The organism is Desulfonatronum thiodismutans, from assembly GCF_000717475.1.
Taxonomy (GTDB): domain Bacteria; phylum Desulfobacterota; class Desulfovibrionia; order Desulfovibrionales; family Desulfonatronaceae; genus Desulfonatronum; species Desulfonatronum thiodismutans.
In genome coordinates this window covers 35231-51801 of the sequence record NZ_JPIK01000002.1, presented here as the reverse complement: position 1 = coordinate 51801, position 16571 = coordinate 35231, and the positions used below count along the sequence as shown (strand labels likewise).

Here is a 16571-nt window from a genome sequence, read left to right as displayed (position 1 = left end):
ATGATATCTATCGCCAGATTAAAAAGCGCCCAGGCCGAGCCAAAATATTGGCCAGTGTCCGGGTGGAGATGAAATATGGTGGCCAAGCCAAAATTATTTTTGTCAGAGATCGGCATAATAGAGACTGGTTGGCCCTTTTGACCACGGATATCGATTTGCCGGACGAGGAAGTTGTTCGCATCTACGGAAAGCGTTGGGACATCGAGGTCTTCTTCAAGATGTGCAAGCAGCACCTTGGTCTGGAAAAAGGCATACAATCCAGAGATTTTGACAGTCAAATCGCTCACACTTCCATCGTGATGGCCAGGTACATGTTCCTGTCCCTGGAACAAAGACGCCAGGATGACCCCAGAACCTTTGGCTCATTGTTCAGAGCTTGTTGCGAGGAAATGAGGGACCTGGATTTCATGGCCGCCCTGAAGCGCATACTTGAACTTGCAGTAGACAAGCTGCGCAGCGCAGGACAATACGCAGAGCAGATATACACCGCCATGATATCCGCGGTATTCGGGGCATCTATCGAGTTTTTCGGCTTGAACCAGGAATTATGTCAAAGATCGTAGGTGGTTGCTTGAAAGACAGCAACCCCGAAAGTTGAGAAACTGATCCTTCGACAATATTGATGCGAATTTTTAAATCCATTTCCAGACAGAAGGCAATTTTCGAAAATTTATTATAGTTAGTATTAAAGTGTAGCCCCTGATGTAGTTGAATCCGACATGAAACCTACATCGTGAAGAAAGCGAACCGGCCAAAGCCGGGAAGACCTTGGTATCAGACGATTAACAAACTATGTACCCAAAAACTCATCAAGGATTTTCTTCGATCGCATCTTATACTCTTCGTCATCAATCGCACCATCATCTCTCATCTTTTTGAGGATCTCGAGTCGAGTATCAACATCTTTACGCTTTTCCTCTGACATATGCTGCCTCACATTCCAAATTTTTCGAATTGTTTCTATACCAAGAGTACCTCCTGTAACTGCATAAACAATGATCCACCCTGTAGCACCAACGACACCCAAAGGGGCAAAGGCTGGTGTAGCCAAGAGAATGCCAATAGCTGCTGCACCAGCTAGGAGAGAGGTCACAAATGGATTTTCGCGCATTGATTCTGGAAGGAATCGGTTAACTGCTTCAACAACTTGTTTTTTTGATAGTAACTGCATGATATTCACCTTTAATATTTAAGATTTAAATAGTTTTTTTTCTGAAACAGTTGCCAGGTCACGCCTCCCACTTCACAGTTCCGCACCTTTGACACTTGTAACCACGATTTACAATCCATTCGACTATCTCATCCTTGAATACTAGTATTCCAACACCACCCGTAATAAGTGCGATCACTATAGGTAGCGCAAGCCCTGTTCCGGCTAAGAGGTACGTAACCCAAGCGTAAAAACCTCCTATTGGCATTGCACCGCCAATTATTTTTACAATTAGCTCTACTGTTACCTTTGTAGTGTTTCCGCATGATAGACATTTTATTTTCATTAATACTCCTTCAATTTCAAAAATTATTTTGACATAAAAATATTTAAAACCATCAATAATGTTGTATAAAATATTACTCTAAGAATAATTTTTTCAACAAATCAAACTGAAAGACTGAACTGCAAGTTCATTTTTTTAAATTATAAAAAATTTCATTATTTAAAATATCTTAAAACAAAAAAATATGTTAATTAGAAATTAAATATGAAAGCCAGCAACTATACTGTTGCTGGCTTAATGTGCAAATATATTTACTTTTTAAATAATCTATAAAGACCATATGCAGCAGCACCACCAGCAATTGGTGCTGCTGCTACTGTTACAAGACCTGCCAACATTCCGCCTCCAACAACAGATCCAACTGCTGAAAGACCTGAAGTTATGGCTACGGCACCACTTGTTCCTGTAGCAGCACCTGCTACGACACCACCAATTCCACCTGCTGCACCAGCTACACTACCACCTGCAGTTACTAACAGATCTTTCTTCGAATCACTCATTATCGGAAACCTCCTTTAAAAGTTAAAAGAAAATTATGTGGCATTTCAATATTAAAATAAGGCTACATTAGCGAAAATCACAAAATTCTATATATGACCGGGATGATCAGGTCATGCCCGTCTTTATCTCTGTGGCAAGACAAAAACTAGATCGGATTCCGGGTGTTCGTCTCCGAGCGACTCCCATTCCTGCCAGCCTATCTGCTCACGCGCACACCACTCAAGCTCGGCACGGTGCCCTTCCATCCGATTGGTTGTTTCTTTGAGTGCCTTACCTACTGAAACCGCCTGCTCTCGATTCCGAGGTGTGAGCATCAGAAGGTGTCGATGCTTTCGTGGATTTAGGAGCGTGTCACGATATCGTTGCGCGAGCAGCGTGAGTCGCTCGCCCAGCATCAGGTTGGCTGCAAGTGCCGCATCCGTGCCGTCCAACAGACCGTCGCAACGAGTCACGGCAGCTGTACACAACTGCGCTTGGTGGAAGTAGTGTGAGTAAATACCCGGATGCTTATGTGCCCGATCGTTATAGTGCATTGCGTCCAACAGCAGCGTGTAATGCATATGCGCACGAACTAGCTGCGCCCTCACGCGGACAAACTCGACAGATTCACGTCCGGTCCGTTCGGCCCAGGATGCCTGCTCAAGCGCAGCGACGACACACGCGAGAAGCTCGATGTCTTTGCGTCGATCAAGCCAATTCAAATCCTCAGCAACGGCATTGAGTCGATCAATAACTGTGTCAAGTTTCTGGTCAATGGCACTTAATTTGTGCATGACGGCAGCAAAACCGACTACGGTCACCGCGAGATTAACCGCCTGCAAACCGAACAACATGTCGCTCTTCACATTCAAACCCGCCAACTGCGCCTGCAACGAGGAATTAATTTGAGGTGTTGCGTCCGGATTCCATTCCCGTAGCCGTCCACCTTCGCGTAGCCACATGACAATTTCGTTGTTCGTGGCATTTTGTATCACGCCACCGCGACGAATGAGACTGCCATCGTTCAGGCCATTTGTGATCCACTTTGGAACAGCAAACAGAATGGCCAATTGGTCAATACGTGTAGTCATACTGATTCCGCGAATTCAGCCTTAGCTCGTAGATAAGCCACATGACAGACGACTGGAATTGTCACGCGGTACGCTGGCCCTGCTATGTTGACTAGTGTCAAAATTGCCGTGATTCCAATCCCAATAGGCCCGACGAAAACGGCCATACCTCGATTTAGGGCAGCATTTGCAGCAATACGAAAGCCATTCCCAAGAATCTGACGGGCTACTGCGTTAGCTACAATGGCAGCCATGTTATGTGCTGCAAGTCCTGCGAACCGGATAGCGCCTTGAGCAATCAGTGCCGCGAGGGGTATGCCTCCTCGAAGGTTGCGACCTTTGAGACCCGCCTCGCCGAAAAGCTCCTCTAGTTCGCGCAATTCGTCCTCAGTCATCTTTTTCATGGACTTCTCCAGTATCTTCGCCAACACAAGTTGTTCGCGCTCCTCAACGGTTTTATTTGCAAAGCCGGGCACTTTGTGGACTTTAAACTTTTTGGCGACATCGTGAACGATCTCGGCGTACTCTACACCATCCCCACGGTATACTTCAGCAAAACTATTGCGACCAATAGTTCGGACCCCGCGGCATACGTTAACAAAGCTATTGCCACCAAAAGTTCGAATCTGATAGACTAGAGATTCTATGTATCTTGTTGGAAAATTTGGCTGTTTTTTGTAGCGCTCATCAAAAATCAATCCGTTCGTTCTTGCCTTGAGGATGTAGTCCCTGATCGGAATCAAGTCCTCGTCACTACAGGCCCCGAACAATTCGGTGAGATGTGGGTCGGTTGCCATCAAAACATCCCTCCACATATTTGTGAATTTTTTCGCGTTGAGCGTAGTCGACGCTTAGTCCACGGTATCAACGCTTTGCTTTCTCCAACTAGGGACAGTAGCCCACTACAGACTAAAGTGTTCGCCAAACCAATCAAAAACAAGCCCCTTATGGCCGGAGATGCCTTCGGGGAGGACTCCGAAAAGATATCCTGTGCCGCTCATACTGGTTGCTCGTTTCATTTAAAAGCTTACAAAATTTACCTGCTACAAAGCCCTTAATTGTTAGGCTTTAGGCTATAGCCAATCACAAGCATTTTGATGAAATGCTCTTCTAGGAAGCCCCTTAAGTTTTTGAAAGTTCAGCATCATATTTCGAAACCTTCATAGATCACTAGTGTCCCAACGTTTAATCAAACAAACTCAGCTGTTTAGTGTTCGACAGGATTTCGTTTTCGTAACTGCAATTCCCAACTATCTGTAATAATGGAATTCGTTCAAAGATGTTCACGCTCAAAATCTGTAGAATTGTGTAGAGTGAAGCATTGATTTTGAGTTCTTTTCTCATGATGGCTACAATCAAAAATGTCGAAATCGCGATCCAGATTTGCGTTTTGACCGCATTGGCTGAGTTTCCATAGAATCGCTTTATGCGTAAATTTTGAAACATGTGCAACGGCAATATTCCATGATCTGAGAAAATATGAGCTTTCCAGTTAACACCGCATACCTCCTGAGAAATGTTGCAAGAGGTATAAGGTACTAGCTGCTGGATGTTCAAATCGGTAACAGCCAAAAAAGAATAAAAAGTCATATTTTACAGATTGTTAAACATTGATTGATGAAAAACGTTGGGACACTAGTGTTCATAGATAAATAATATTTCTTCATGCTTGAAATAGCATTTTGTACTTTTCTTGGCAGCATTCTCACTAGCCATCCTGGAAGTCGCTTTGTGATAGGTGGAATTTTATCCAGCATAGCAATCATTACATCAGCAAAAACCTCAATAATTTTTTCTAAAAATGTTGGCTTCCTATCATGAATTTTTTGTTCAATATCTTTCCACCTAGCAACCATCTCTTCTCTTTTGATATAGTAAGAATATTCACCTCTAATTGTAAGTTTTCCATTTTCTTTCCAATGAAAAAGATCACTCCTAATCTTATCCAATGCACTAAATATTTTTATAATTCTTGGTGATTGCATTAGCTCTTCTTTCGTGTATTTATGAAATAGCCCGAAAAAAGACTTGCTTGTTACATCTTGTGAAAACAAGCTTAATTCGCGTATAACGTACTTAAATTTCTCCTCTATAAGCCGAACTTGCTCCATATTCTCAAAATACTCTAACTTCTTTTTCATTTCTTCAACTTCTTCAATGGAATAGCGGTTCTCGTCGAGCAATTCAACCATGGTTGAGCTTTCAATCTGCTTTTTCATCATTCATGCCTCTCATGTAAAATTAACTAAATTGTGCTTTCAATATGAGCACATAATACTTCTAATAATGCCTTGCCAAAGCTAAATATCCGACAAATTAAGTCAAGAATAGCACTATCACGCTGTGCCGGTCTTCTTGCCCACACATAGAACCGTGTCAAGAGTTTCCCATCAATCAAACTGAATTTCAGAACCAGACCTTCCCTCATCTGCCATGCCCCCCTACCCCACGCAGCCCCATCACCTGACCAACGAGGTCAACAACCTCCCCGCGTTCCTCATCTGCACAACAAGCTTCTCCCACGCTTCCCTTTTCTTCCGCACTTCCAGCACACGCAGAAACCTGGCCTTTTCGCCTTCATCCTGCTGTTCCAGAATCACCGCCGCCAAGGTATCCTCCACGTTGTACAGCCGGTCAGGTGCAAGGCAGACCGGGATGGTCAGGTCCGGGGGAAAGTCGAGTTCCTTGGCGATCACGTCCACTGCTGCGGCGATGTTCGCGGCCTTGGGGTTTGCGGTGTCCGACAAGTCGTACGGAGGTGTCCACTCGTTGAACGGGCGGAGCTTGTCGATGTGGCTGACGACGGCCAGCATGGGCGGGGGGCGACGGGTGATGTGGTGGGCGTACCAGGAGCGGATCATGTCCAGGCGTTTTTTGTCCTCTTGCCGGTCTCCCCGGACGGTGGAGACGACCCAGAGGATCAGGTCGGCGTTAAGAGCTTCTTTTTCCAGGGCCTGTTCGCCGAAAAGGTCCGTATCGCAGCCCGGAGCGTCCAGAATCAAGGCTTCCATCTGGCCTTCGCGCTGAAGGCGATAAGTCTGAACTTCCCGAGTGGTGTGGGGCAAGATGTCTGAGGCGGTGGCAACCTTGCCGAACAGGGCGTTGATCAGGCTGGACTTTCCGGCGTTGGCCCGTCCAAGGACGAGAATGCGTAGCGGTTCCGCGGAGGGTGGCTCATGGTCACTCCCTGCTTCCTGGGAATCCCGGTCTCCGGAACTGGGCGCGGTCTCGCCGGTGGCCTCATCCAGCAACAGGCGACCGCTGTACAGGTCAATGGCGTATCTCCCCACCTTGCGCACATATTCTTGCAGCATCCACGTCTTGACCCGTTCCAGACCATATCCGGCAATGCTGTTGCTCAGACCTCGCCGCAGCTCGTAAAACACGGCGGAAGAAGGGTTCACCAGCAGACGACCGGCCCGGTAAAGCGGCTCGTAGCGCATGATCGTCTCTTTCCAGCGCTGGGCCGAAACCAGCATGCCCATGGTCAACTTATGGCTGAGGGGGATGTTCGCGACGATCTCTTTGCGCAGGTCGCGACTGGCCCGCTCGATGATCAGCAGGGCGTGGGGGACGGTCAGTTCCAGCAAGGGCCTGGAAGATTCCGGGTGGTAATGGCCGGCCACGGTTTCCAGCGTCTTTCTGCCCAGCAGGGCCAGTTTCTCCACATCGGTCAAGGGCCAGTCTCTGAGGCTGGTTTCCTCGGCCATGCGCTCCACCTTCTCCCAGCAGGGCGCAGTCGATGGCGGCCATAAGGGATCGGACTCGGTAGCGGGCAGCCCGGTGCTGCCCATATCCCCACGGGTTGCCAGCCAGTGCAGGGCAAACCCGATCAGGGCGCATCCTCCCAGGGCCATCAACCAGGTGAGGCGGTGCTCCGACTGCCACAACCAGACCATGCCCAGCACCGGCAGGGCCAGCAGGGGCAGAATGGTCAAAAGCGCCGAGAAAATTCGGAAGAATCCAAACTGTCGCAGAAGATGCGTTCTGGTGATCATGCCTGCCTCGTTTTGAACAGGGAGGATGCCATCTGTTTGCCCGATTCCAGGGCCTCCTGGAACACCTTGCGCAGATCTTCGGCACGGACCGGTTGTCTCTTGACGGTTTTGTCCAGATAGAAGACGGCGGCCTTGCCCAGGGCGAAGGTGATCCCGGCGCTGGCTACCGCGCCGTACGCTGCCCCGGCGGTCTGTCCGGCCACGGGCACAAGCTTGACCAGGCTGCGACCCACCAGACGCAATCCGTACCCGGCCATAAAGCCTGTGCCCAGCAGGCCGATGAATTCCGAAGCGCGTCGCGTATCCCAGGCCAGATCATAAATCCGGGCCAGACTGTGCAACATCTTGGCCTGTATGGCGGGCACCAGGGCCATGTCCACCACGGGCAGAGCACCCAATGCGGCGGATGCGCCGGTATATCCGACAATCTGTTGGTGCGCGGAGAGAGCAAACACGTCGCGAACATCCTGGCTACCCAGCAGCCGCGTCTTGAGGCCCGCTTCCGAGGCCGTTTCCACGGCGGCCCACAAGGCGTCCAGGCCATAAACATGCGGATTGAGCCCGTCCTCGGGCAAGGTAAGATCCACGGGCACCCAGATGACCGGAGCGGTTCCAGGCAGGGAACCGAGTTCCTGGCGCTGAAAAAGCAGGGCGCGGACCAAATCCGAGGGCAGCCCCCGCTCCCAGCCAGGATCGTTGAAGGGATAGGGCAGGACATGTCCGGCACCGTGGGCGTACAGTTCATGCAGGCAGGTCTGGGCCACGATGACGGGCCATTCGGGATGACGAAGGCGCACGGTCCGCAGCACGTCGAAGACATCGGTCTGCATGCCCTCTGCGGCCTTGATCACGGCGATGACCAGGTGAGCCTGGGCCTCGCAAAAGGAAATATCCTCGGAAGGGTCATAGCTGACCTCTCCCAGCCCCTGGGTGTCCAGAAAGCGGACCACCGGGGCGCTTTCTGGGTGGTCGTAGAATCGAGAAGCCTTGGTGCAACTCTGAAATCCGTTGCCGATCACGGCATCCGGACTCCCTGTCAGCGAGCGAATGATCGAAGTCTTTCCAGCCTGGGTTCTGCCCAGCAGCCAGACGACAGGAGGAGGCTGGGCGGACCTGGCCTTGCCCATGGCCTCGTTCAAGACCTGTTCATCAAGTCGGGGCCGGAAAATGGCCTCCCACAGCCGTTCACGAATTTTTTCGATGCGCATTATGATTGTCCTCATCCAAAAGCGTGGTGCAAAAGGGATTTTTTGCACCACGCCGTGACCAGTGATAAGTGTAAATTAATAAAAAAAACAATGTGTTGCCGAATGGTGTTAAGGTATTTGTTACCTCTCAGAGACTTTTTACACTGACCTCACCCAATTCTTGTAATCAATGCAGGATCATTCCATTTTTTCCAGATACGCCGATGTCTGGCAAGTATCCGAGGTGTTCTCACGCACATCTTGTAACAGAATCTTGCTTCTTTGGCCTGATTTGTAGATTCATAACTAATGACATAAATATTATGGAGAAAAAAAAAGTATTCAAAAGCAAATCGAAAATGTCCTTCCTTCCAGCAAATTTTAAAAAATTCAAATTTTGCTCTAAAAACATCTTTCTTGTCTTTCACCCTGAATGGTCCAAGCTTCGAAAGGTCACTCATATACGCTTCACCTTGCCTTTGTAGGAGGTTTTTGAGTGGAGAGTGTTACCCTGTTTACTTGTTTAAAATTACATTTTGCGGCTTTTTATTTGATTATAGGACAAAGCGCATGATGAAGTAGCCTACGATAAACATCCACGTCAGCACGGTACTCATCAGAAGCTGCACGTTCATCGCCTTCATTTCTTTACGCTGAAGCTCCATGCTCTCCTTGTACTCCCGGCGAAGCTGCTCCCCCATGCTCGCGACCCTGGCATCGATATAGGAATCGATTTTTGTCATGTCTTCGCCAGCATGATTGCGCACGTCAGCGTAGAGTTCCTTCAGTTCCGTTTCCCTGGCGGAGCCGAGTTTGGCCTTGATGGTTTCCATGATGGACGGTTCAGGCATGTTGCTTCTCCTTGTGATTCGTGAATGGGCCGGGATTTCCTCCCGGCCCGCTGGCGTTACTCTCCGAACCATTCCCGAAGCTTGCGCTTTGTCGTCTCTTTGACGTCATCATCTATGTACATGGATACCGTGGCTACGGCGGCGGCCAGGACGCCCAAGTCGTCCATGTAGCCGACAACAGGAGTAAAGTCCGGGATGACGTCGAAGGGCATGATGAAGTAGCCAAGCGCACCATAGACCACCCCCTTTGCCCAGGCCGGAGTGGTGGGTTTTTGCGCTGCGTAGTAAAGCCAGAGAGCCTTTTCAATCACTTCATGGCCAGCTGCCTTGGCGTATCCGACGACCTTGTCCCAAAAGCTCTCCTCCGAGTAAGCATGTCGATAAATTTCCCCTTCCTGCTCCATGTCTAACGGCTTCATCATGGCGGCCTCCTCGTTTTGTTGTGAAAACAGCGACGATCATTTCCCAAATTTCCCTTAACTTGTCAATTTAAAACGAACTATTTTGAAAGTCTCCTAAAACATACTTATAACAAAAAACCACCCTCATTTTTGAATTTTCAACTCAATAAGCCTAAATCACATGACTTTATCACCAATGCTTTCCATCCGATTCTCCTAAACCTCTGCGCCGATGTCCTGCTCATCGCCGGGCATTACAAAACACCCTTGACAATGGAGACGATCTGCTCGTCCATGGGGATGGTCAGGCCGTCGGGATGCAGGTTCGTGATCAGCGAGTTCATCCACTCCCTGGAGGTGCTGATCTCCTGGAGAACCACACCGCTGTTCCCGTTGCCCGTCACGCAGTCGTACCTGCCGACATGAATCCGGATCGGCGCGGACTCGCCTTTGAGCAGCACTTCGACGTTCATGGTCCGGTTTTCCGAATCGATTTCCAGTTTGAGCATTTCGCCGTACTCCTTGATCAGGTAGAGGTTCAGCCAACACTTCACCGTGAGACAAACTCCGCTAACCGCCATGTTTCTGGCCAGTTTTCCGATCTCCACTCCTTCTCCTTGGTTGCGAATCCCGTGAAAGCCATCAACTGATAAAAACTTTGTTTATACGAACGTATAACTTTCAGTCAATACGTACCAAACATTATTTTTCTCGACTCAACTGAGCCTGGATAATTGGAAGCAGGCTGGAAAACGCGGTATGTATCCGCGAGATGCGACAATTTGTGTCGCTAGAAAGATTCTTGGCTCAAAAATCGGTGGCCAAGAAAACTTAACCTGGAATGAATAGTGGGCGTTTCGCGGAGTGTTCCGCGCAGGTAGGAGAAGGAGCGGGAATTATTTGGAAGGAGTGTTATTCTCTTCTTTCTTGACGTAACTCATTATGCCGCTGAGCAAATTGGTCTTGGAGCGCAAAAGCGGAGCGGCCAGGCCCAGGCCGACGCCCAGAACGCCGAGCACGCCGAAAAGCATGCCCAGGAAAGCGGCGGTGGCCGGAAGTCCGCCTTCGGAGGCCAGAGTCGCCTTGATGGTCTCCTTAGCCCGATCGTCTTCGGAAATGGCCAACACCTGCTCCACCTTTTTGCGGTGCGCGCCTTTGGGTTCCAGTTCGCCGCGCTCCCATCGGGCCACGGTGTTCGAGGTCACTTGCAGGAGTTTTCCCCATTCCTCTTGGCTCAAATTAAATTCTTCGCGTAATGCCCTCAAGCGAGTGCCTACGTGATCCTTACCACCCTTGACCATAATCCGCCTCGTTGCCTGATGAAGAATGAGTCGCGGCCAAAATCCGCTTATTGCCTGTCTAGTGAGATAGCTATATGAACGTATAGCTTGGGTCAACGTCGACTAATCGCAGCATTTTTTCTTGGTTTTTTTCTTGTGCGACACATTATGTCGCGACAAGCAAATAAAACGTCACTCGTTGTTCAAGATCAACTTGCGACAGAAGGAGGGAAGAGTGAGTATAACCAGCTTATGCCGCTGGGCTTTCCAGTTGAGTGTTTTTTTGCTGTTTTCCGTTGTCATAGCCTGCGGCCCCAGACATCCGTTGGGGATTCCCGATGACCAGTGGCAGGTGATGACCCTGGAAGAACAGAATATGGCCAGGGTCCGGCAAGCGGAAATGGATCAGGCGGCGGCGGAAGAGCGGGCAGCCCAGGCCAGACTCCGGGCAGCGGAAGCCGAAGCCCGCAAGGCGGAATTGGAGGCCATGCGTCGAAACGCCGCCTTTGGGGACAGAGTGCAGTGCGTCCTGGATCAAGCCCAGGCCCGCGTCCATCGCGACTGGCACCCGGTGGAGACCGTGGGACTCGACCTGGTCAGGGGCTTTGAAGAATCGTTCACCATGGAAGTTACGTCCGGAAGATTGTCCAGAATGCCGGTGGAAGGGTATGCCAGATTCGACGGACAATCAGTGACCCTCTGCCGTTTCCCGGACGAAGATGTCTTTCGCCAGGACCATTGCGCCAGACTGGTGGGAACGCGTCGCGAACTGCAACAAGGCCTGCATGGCTTCATTTCTGCTCCGGAATTTCTGCGTGGGCGTCTACGCTGCGACTTGCCGCCTTCAGGTGAGTTACATCATATAGTAATTCCATAGACGAAAAATCTTCTATTTTTTTAATATTAATAGGTTATTGTTGAAAAATTTTTATTGTTTCGCAACAATCCACTAATCAGATAAAATTTTAAAATTTAAAAAACAGTGATGATGAAAAAAAACAACAAATCATGTCATGGTGCAAACAATAATACCGCAATCATCTTTATTTTTCCCATATATCTTGCAATATCTTTCTAAAATTTTTTGCATTTTTTCCATTAGCTTTTTGGTTTGTATCTGGATAATCATATCTCGTTCTGACTCTATAAGGATAACAAACTGCCTATTCCAATTTATCAAAGATAAAAATCCCTTCTTGAATTCCCAAATTTTAACTAGATCAAAGAAATTCCCTATACGTTGCTTTCGTAAAAAAGATTTTTCTTTAATTCTGTAATTACTGATATACATATCTTTACCTCAAAAGCATATTATTCAAAATATGCAAAGATTTAACAATTTTTTGCCTTATACTTTCAAAATCTTTTTCTGAATTGTAAAAACTATTCCAGTTCAGTGTATTTGCATGTGAAGAGCAGAGCCCGTCGCGAAAGATTCAGGGGAGTGGTGTCATTTCCGAGTCATAGAACCACAACGGCATTGATCACCCACCCATTCCCCGCAATCGCCCATCCAGATTGGAATATCGCTTCCCGGTCTTGTTGTTCCTGACAGCCATGACCAGAGCTTTCTTCGTACCCACCAGGACCACAAGTCGTCTACCCCTGGTAATGCCCGTATAGATCAGATTGCGCTGGAGCATGATGTAATGAGTGGTCATCACCGGCATGACCACGGCGGGATACTCACTGCCCTGGGATTTATGCACCGTGGCGGCGTAGGCCAGGACCAGTTCGTCCAGTTCCATGAATTCGTAGAGGACATCCCGGCCATCGAAGCGGACGATGAGTTCGCGCATTTCCTGATCCAGACGGGCCACCCGGCCTATATCCCCGTTGAACACTTCCTTGTCGTAGTTGTTGCGAATCTGCATGACCTTGTCGCCGACCCGAAATTTCCGGGCTCCGCGTTCAACGCATGGGCCGCTGGGGTTCAGCGCTTCTTGCAGGACCTGGTTCAGATTCCCGGCCCCAATGACCCCTCGATGCATGGGCGAGAGGACCTGGATATCGTTGATCGGGTCCAGGCCGAATTTGGCGGGAATGCGGTTCTTGACCAGGTTGACAATGGCTTCCAGGGCCTGTTCCGGCTCTTCCTGATACATGAAGTAGAAATCATCCGGGTCTTTTCTGGGCTGAAGATCAGGCATCTGTCCGGCATTAATCGCATGGGCATTGGTGATGATGGAACTGTCCAGGGATTGGCGGAAAATCTCGTTGAGCGTGACCACCGGGACGACCCCGGAGGCAATAATATCACGCAGCACGTTGCCCGCGCCCACCGATGGGAGCTGGTCGATGTCGCCCACCAGGACCACGGCGCACCCCAAAGGCACGGCCTGGATCAGGTGATACATCAAGACCTGATCGATCATGGAAGCCTCGTCGACTATCAAGAGGTCAGCGGGCAAGGGCTTCTCTTCGTTATGCTTGAAAGAGCCGTTGCTTGGGCTGAACTCCAGAAGCCGATGAATGGTCTTGGCCTCATGACCCGCTGCCTCGCTCATTTTTTTCGCGGCCCTGCCCGTGGGCGCGGCCAAAAGGATTCGCTGGGTCAGCCGGGAATAGATGTTCAGGATGGACCGGATGATGGTGGTCTTGCCCGTGCCGGGGCCGCCGGTGATCACTACAACCTTGCCGGTCAGAGCGCTCCGAACAGCCTCTTGCTGTTTCTCGGCCAAGGTCATGCGCATCTGGCTCTGGACCCATTCCAGAGCCTTGCCCACGTCCACCTGACGCACATTTCTGGGTGCATTGATCAAAACGGACATTCGCCGCGCCGTGCCCACCTCGCAGTGATGAAACTTGGCCAGATAGACCGGTCTGCCGGACTCACCTTGTTCTTCGACAACAATGCGGCGTTCACCGGCCAAGCGCGTAATGCCCGGTTCCAGCAGGCCACGATCCACCTCCAGGATTTCACCGGCCTTGTTCAAAAGGGATTCATCAGGAAAGTAGACATGGCCCTCATCAGCCAGTTCATGCAGCACATGCACGATCCCGGCATCAATACGCATGGGTGAATCCAGGGCAATGCCGATGGCCTGGGCGATCTTGTCCGCGGTCTTGAACCCGATGCCCCAGATGTCCTGGGCCAGCCTGTAAGGATTATTCTGGACGATGGAAATGGAATCGTTGCCGTACTGCTTGTAGATTTTGGCGGCATAGGTCGCGCTGACCCCATGGCCTTGGAGGAAGATCATCACGTTGCGGATAGCCTTCTGATCCTCCCAGGCCTTTCGGATCATATCGATGCGCTTCTTGCCGATCCCTTGGACCTCGGTCAGCCTGTCGGCTTGGTGCTCAATGATATCCAGGGCCTGTTCGCCAAAGAGCTTTACGATGCGCCCGGCCATCACCGGACCGATGCCTTTGATCAGCCCGGAACCGAGATACTTCTGAATGGCATTGGCCGTAGCGGGCAGGACCGTTTCACAGGTCTGGACCTTGAACTGCTGTCCGTATTTGGGATGAGATTCCCAGCAGCCCTGCATTTTCAGGATTTCGCCAGGATTGGGTGAAGGCAGAATTCCAACAACGCTGACCAAGCCGTCATGACCTTTGGCGTACACCTTGGCCACGGCATAGCCGGTTTCCTCGTTGGCGTAGGTGATGCGCTCTATTTGGGCGTGCAGGTTGGACATGGAGGGAATTTCTAGCGATTACTCACAAAGTGAGATCGCGAAGCCTGTTTTTGAAGAGATAGTGAACACCGGCGAGAAAGGAGATGCTGATCAAAACCGTCAATATCAATTTCATGGAGAATCCGAGTGTCACCACGCCCAGGGCTGTTCCAGCAGCAGGAGGGTGCTCAGTATCAGTGGCAACCATGATGAAAATGGACAAGCCGACGGCAAAGGCATAGCAAAACTCATAGATGACAATTGTGGGGCTAAAATGGGGTAAAATCAGCTCGGCAACGACAAGACCGCAGACCAGTCCGACAAGATGCCCACAAATCAGATTTCGTGGTCGGGCGGTGAGATAGCTGGGGATCGTGAATACGATAAAGGTCGAAGCCGCAAGAGACGCTATGATGATAGGCTTCCTGTGAATGCTGACCAGTAATAGAATGACGAATATGGTGGCCGATGCAGCTAAACACTGAAAAAGATAGCTTTTCCAATGCAGCTTCATCACCTCCAACCTGCTTCTGGAAACAATCGCCAAAACCACTCCTCCTCTTTTCAGCAATGCACCCCGGTTGATAGGTGTCAGCGAATATGAAGAATTCCTATGGGCTTGACAACTGATTAACTTTCGTAAACAGTATCTCTCCAAGGCCATCCTATGAAATTTGACGACTTCTTCAAACGCGCTTCCCAGGTCGCCGAGATCGGCAGCCAGAAAGACCTGGCCAACCTGCTGGGCATCGAGCCTCCGGCCATCACCCTGGCCAAGACCCGAGGCGTGCCCAAGAGCTGGGCCTTGACCCTGGCCAACATGTTCGGGGTAAGCCTGGAATGGCTGAAAACCGGCACCGGTCCGGTGTATCAATCCGATAGGCCCAGGACCTCGTTCATCCCCAAGGTCTCCGCCAGGGCCTGCGCCGGGACCGGTTCACTGGAAGTGCAAGACAATATCATATCCGAGATTCCCTTTGGGCGCTCCTGGATCAGCCAAAAAGGCCGACCTGAGAGCATGGTGGTCATGGACGTGGTGGGCGACAGTATGTCACCCGAGTTGGAACCCGGCGACAGCGTGTTGATCGACCAGAGCCAGACCGAGATTCTGAGCAACAACCTCTATGTGCTCGGCCACCTGGATGTTTTGCAGATCAAGAGGGTCCAGGCCCGTCCCGGTCTGATCACTCTGTACAGTGCCAACCAACGCTATCAGCCGGTCACCCTTCAAGGCGACGAGATCGAGACCCTGCGGATCATTGGCCGGGTGCTGTGGAGCAGCAGGAACTACGCCTGATATTTTTTTGCCATATTGATTTACTTATGTAAACAAGAAGGAGAGGCACCATGCAACAACGGTATTGCGAATGCGGTCATCCAGTAACCGTGGCGTATGTGATCACCAAGAAGGGCGTGCGGCATCTGTATCAACCCAGGGCCAGAATGACCAAGCTGATGCACTGCCCCAACTGCGGCAGACAGATCAACATCGACTCCCTCAAATAGGTATTGGGCACGGGGCTTTTCCAATGACTCGCGGGATTGATCTGATTGCTCGTTTCGTGCGGAGAACCAAGCTGGAGACGCCCCTGTTGCTTTGCAGGATGGCAGCCGGTTTTCCCTCTCCCGCCGAGGACTTTTTGGAAAAGCGGTTGGACCTGAACGATTACCTGATCAAGAACCCGCCAGCCACGTTTCTGGTCCGGGTCTGCGGACAGTCCATGAAGGATGCGGGCATTTTCGACGGGGATATGCTCGTTGTGGACAAGTCGCTTCAGCCTGTCAGCGGATCAGTGGTCGTGGCCATCGTGCATGGCGAGTTCACGGTGAAGACCCTGAAACTGCACAGCGGCAAGACATATCTTGAACCGGCGAACAGCGCATTCAAGGACATTGAGATCACGCCGGAAATGGATTGCGAAGTCTGGGGCGTGGTGAACACTGTGATCCGGAAGCTGCGTTGACCAGCAAAGGATTTATTTCCTGAAAAGGTTGATCAGCACCGACACGACAACGCTGATGATGATCATTGACGTGATCGGTATAAAGACTCTGCTGCGTTCGGATTTTATGTTGATATCTCCGGGCAATTTGCCGAACCAGTTGAGCATCCATGGGGCATAGCTCCATATCAACCCAATAGCGATGCAAAGAAAGCCAATGATGATCAGAAGGCGAGGCATGA

20 protein-coding genes and 1 pseudogene are annotated in these 16571 nt (G+C 50.3%); 5 read left to right on the top strand and 16 right to left on the bottom strand.

From position 1 onward, the window contains the following. Positions 1 to 563, top strand: a 563-nt coding sequence (locus GY33_RS0100430) for a transposase (protein ID WP_031385443.1), incomplete at its 5' end; no start/stop codon positions are given. A gap of 227 nt (positions 564 to 790) precedes the next feature. Here the strand turns inward: GY33_RS0100430 and GY33_RS20185 are convergent. The 13 genes and pseudogenes from GY33_RS20185 to GY33_RS0100365 all read right to left on the bottom strand — a co-directional run bounded on the left by GY33_RS20185 (position 791) and on the right by GY33_RS0100365 (position 10784). Further along, entirely contained in the window at positions 791 to 1171 is a 381-nt protein-coding gene (locus tag GY33_RS20185; RefSeq protein WP_084184692.1) for an SHOCT domain-containing protein, read from the bottom strand. A 58-nt stretch (positions 1172 to 1229) separates the two neighbouring features. Further along, positions 1230 to 1496, bottom strand: coding sequence for a hypothetical protein (locus tag GY33_RS0100420; protein WP_031385442.1), 267 nt, complete (start codon positions 1494 to 1496; stop codon positions 1230 to 1232). Positions 1497 to 1747: 251 nt separating this feature from the next. Beyond that, a complete protein-coding gene (locus GY33_RS20180; RefSeq protein WP_084184691.1) occupies positions 1748 to 1996 on the bottom strand; it encodes a hypothetical protein in 249 nt (82 codons plus the stop codon). A 123-nt stretch (positions 1997 to 2119) separates the two neighbouring features. Then, positions 2120 to 3067 carry a hypothetical protein gene (locus GY33_RS0100410; RefSeq protein ID WP_031385441.1) on the bottom strand — a complete coding sequence of 316 codons (948 nt, stop codon included), beginning with the start codon at positions 3065 to 3067 and terminating at the stop codon, positions 2120 to 2122. Further along, positions 3064 to 3843, bottom strand: a complete 780-nt coding sequence (locus GY33_RS0100405) for a ubiquinol-cytochrome C chaperone family protein (RefSeq protein WP_051822138.1) — start codon at positions 3841 to 3843, stop codon at positions 3064 to 3066. The genes GY33_RS0100410 and GY33_RS0100405 overlap by 4 nt, the downstream gene beginning before the upstream one ends. Before the next feature lie 388 nt (positions 3844 to 4231). Next, positions 4232 to 4486: pseudogene (locus GY33_RS21585) on the bottom strand (IS4 family transposase); the annotation flags it as partial. A gap of 146 nt (positions 4487 to 4632) precedes the next feature. Beyond that, positions 4633 to 5268 carry a hypothetical protein gene (locus tag GY33_RS0100395; protein WP_031385438.1) on the bottom strand — a complete coding sequence of 212 codons (636 nt, stop codon included), beginning with the start codon at positions 5266 to 5268 and terminating at the stop codon, positions 4633 to 4635. A 237-nt stretch (positions 5269 to 5505) separates the two neighbouring features. Next, positions 5506 to 7044, bottom strand: a complete 1539-nt coding sequence (locus tag GY33_RS0100390) for a GTPase family protein (RefSeq protein ID WP_051822137.1) — start codon at positions 7042 to 7044, stop codon at positions 5506 to 5508. Next, complete coding sequence (locus GY33_RS0100385) at positions 7041 to 8252, bottom strand: DUF697 domain-containing protein (RefSeq protein ID WP_031385436.1); 1212 nt, start codon at positions 8250 to 8252, stop codon at positions 7041 to 7043. Before GY33_RS0100385 ends, GY33_RS0100390 begins: the two co-directional genes overlap by 4 nt. A gap of 533 nt (positions 8253 to 8785) precedes the next feature. Continuing rightward, positions 8786 to 9082: a hypothetical protein gene (locus tag GY33_RS0100380; RefSeq protein ID WP_031385435.1), complete on the bottom strand. Its 297-nt coding sequence runs from the start codon at positions 9080 to 9082 to the stop codon at positions 8786 to 8788. 56 nt (positions 9083 to 9138) lie between these two features. Further along, entirely contained in the window at positions 9139 to 9504 is a 366-nt protein-coding gene (locus GY33_RS0100375) for a YkvA family protein (RefSeq protein WP_235185422.1), read from the bottom strand. Between the two features lie 233 nt (positions 9505 to 9737). Then, complete coding sequence (locus GY33_RS18835) at positions 9738 to 10091, bottom strand: hypothetical protein (RefSeq protein WP_035270890.1); 354 nt, start codon at positions 10089 to 10091, stop codon at positions 9738 to 9740. 288 nt (positions 10092 to 10379) lie between these two features. Then, positions 10380 to 10784 carry a helix-turn-helix domain-containing protein gene (locus GY33_RS0100365; RefSeq protein ID WP_084184689.1) on the bottom strand — a complete coding sequence of 135 codons (405 nt, stop codon included), beginning with the start codon at positions 10782 to 10784 and terminating at the stop codon, positions 10380 to 10382. Between the two features lie 214 nt (positions 10785 to 10998). Between GY33_RS0100365 and GY33_RS0100360 the strand changes: the two genes are divergently transcribed. Next, entirely contained in the window at positions 10999 to 11640 is a 642-nt protein-coding gene (locus GY33_RS0100360; protein WP_031385432.1) for a hypothetical protein, read from the top strand. A gap of 607 nt (positions 11641 to 12247) precedes the next feature. On the opposite strand, the gene recD2 is transcribed toward GY33_RS0100360, so the two are convergent. Next, positions 12248 to 14407, bottom strand: coding sequence for an SF1B family DNA helicase RecD2 (recD2, locus tag GY33_RS0100350; protein ID WP_031385430.1), 2160 nt, complete (start codon positions 14405 to 14407; stop codon positions 12248 to 12250). 22 nt (positions 14408 to 14429) lie between these two features. Further along, entirely contained in the window at positions 14430 to 14933 is a 504-nt protein-coding gene (locus tag GY33_RS0100345) for an HPP family protein (RefSeq protein ID WP_051822136.1), read from the bottom strand. 120 nt (positions 14934 to 15053) lie between these two features. On the opposite strand from GY33_RS0100345, the gene GY33_RS0100340 reads away from it, so the two are divergent. The 3 genes from GY33_RS0100340 to GY33_RS0100330 are packed head-to-tail and all read left to right on the top strand — an operon-like array spanning position 15054 to position 16350. Continuing rightward, positions 15054 to 15683, top strand: a complete 630-nt coding sequence (locus GY33_RS0100340; RefSeq protein WP_031385428.1) for a LexA family transcriptional regulator — start codon at positions 15054 to 15056, stop codon at positions 15681 to 15683. Positions 15684 to 15733: 50 nt separating this feature from the next. Continuing rightward, positions 15734 to 15892 (top strand): hypothetical protein, encoded by a 159-nt coding sequence (locus GY33_RS21410; protein ID WP_162834852.1) that lies wholly within the window; start codon positions 15734 to 15736, stop codon positions 15890 to 15892. A gap of 56 nt (positions 15893 to 15948) precedes the next feature. Continuing rightward, on the top strand, positions 15949 to 16350 hold the full coding sequence (locus tag GY33_RS0100330) for a LexA family protein (RefSeq protein WP_235185421.1): 402 nt from the start codon (positions 15949 to 15951) through the stop codon (positions 16348 to 16350). A gap of 12 nt (positions 16351 to 16362) precedes the next feature. On the opposite strand, the gene GY33_RS0100325 is transcribed toward GY33_RS0100330, so the two are convergent. Beyond that, positions 16363 to 16569 (bottom strand): DUF2905 domain-containing protein, encoded by a 207-nt coding sequence (locus GY33_RS0100325; protein WP_031385426.1) that lies wholly within the window; start codon positions 16567 to 16569, stop codon positions 16363 to 16365. Positions 16570 to 16571: the final 2 nt, after the last annotated feature.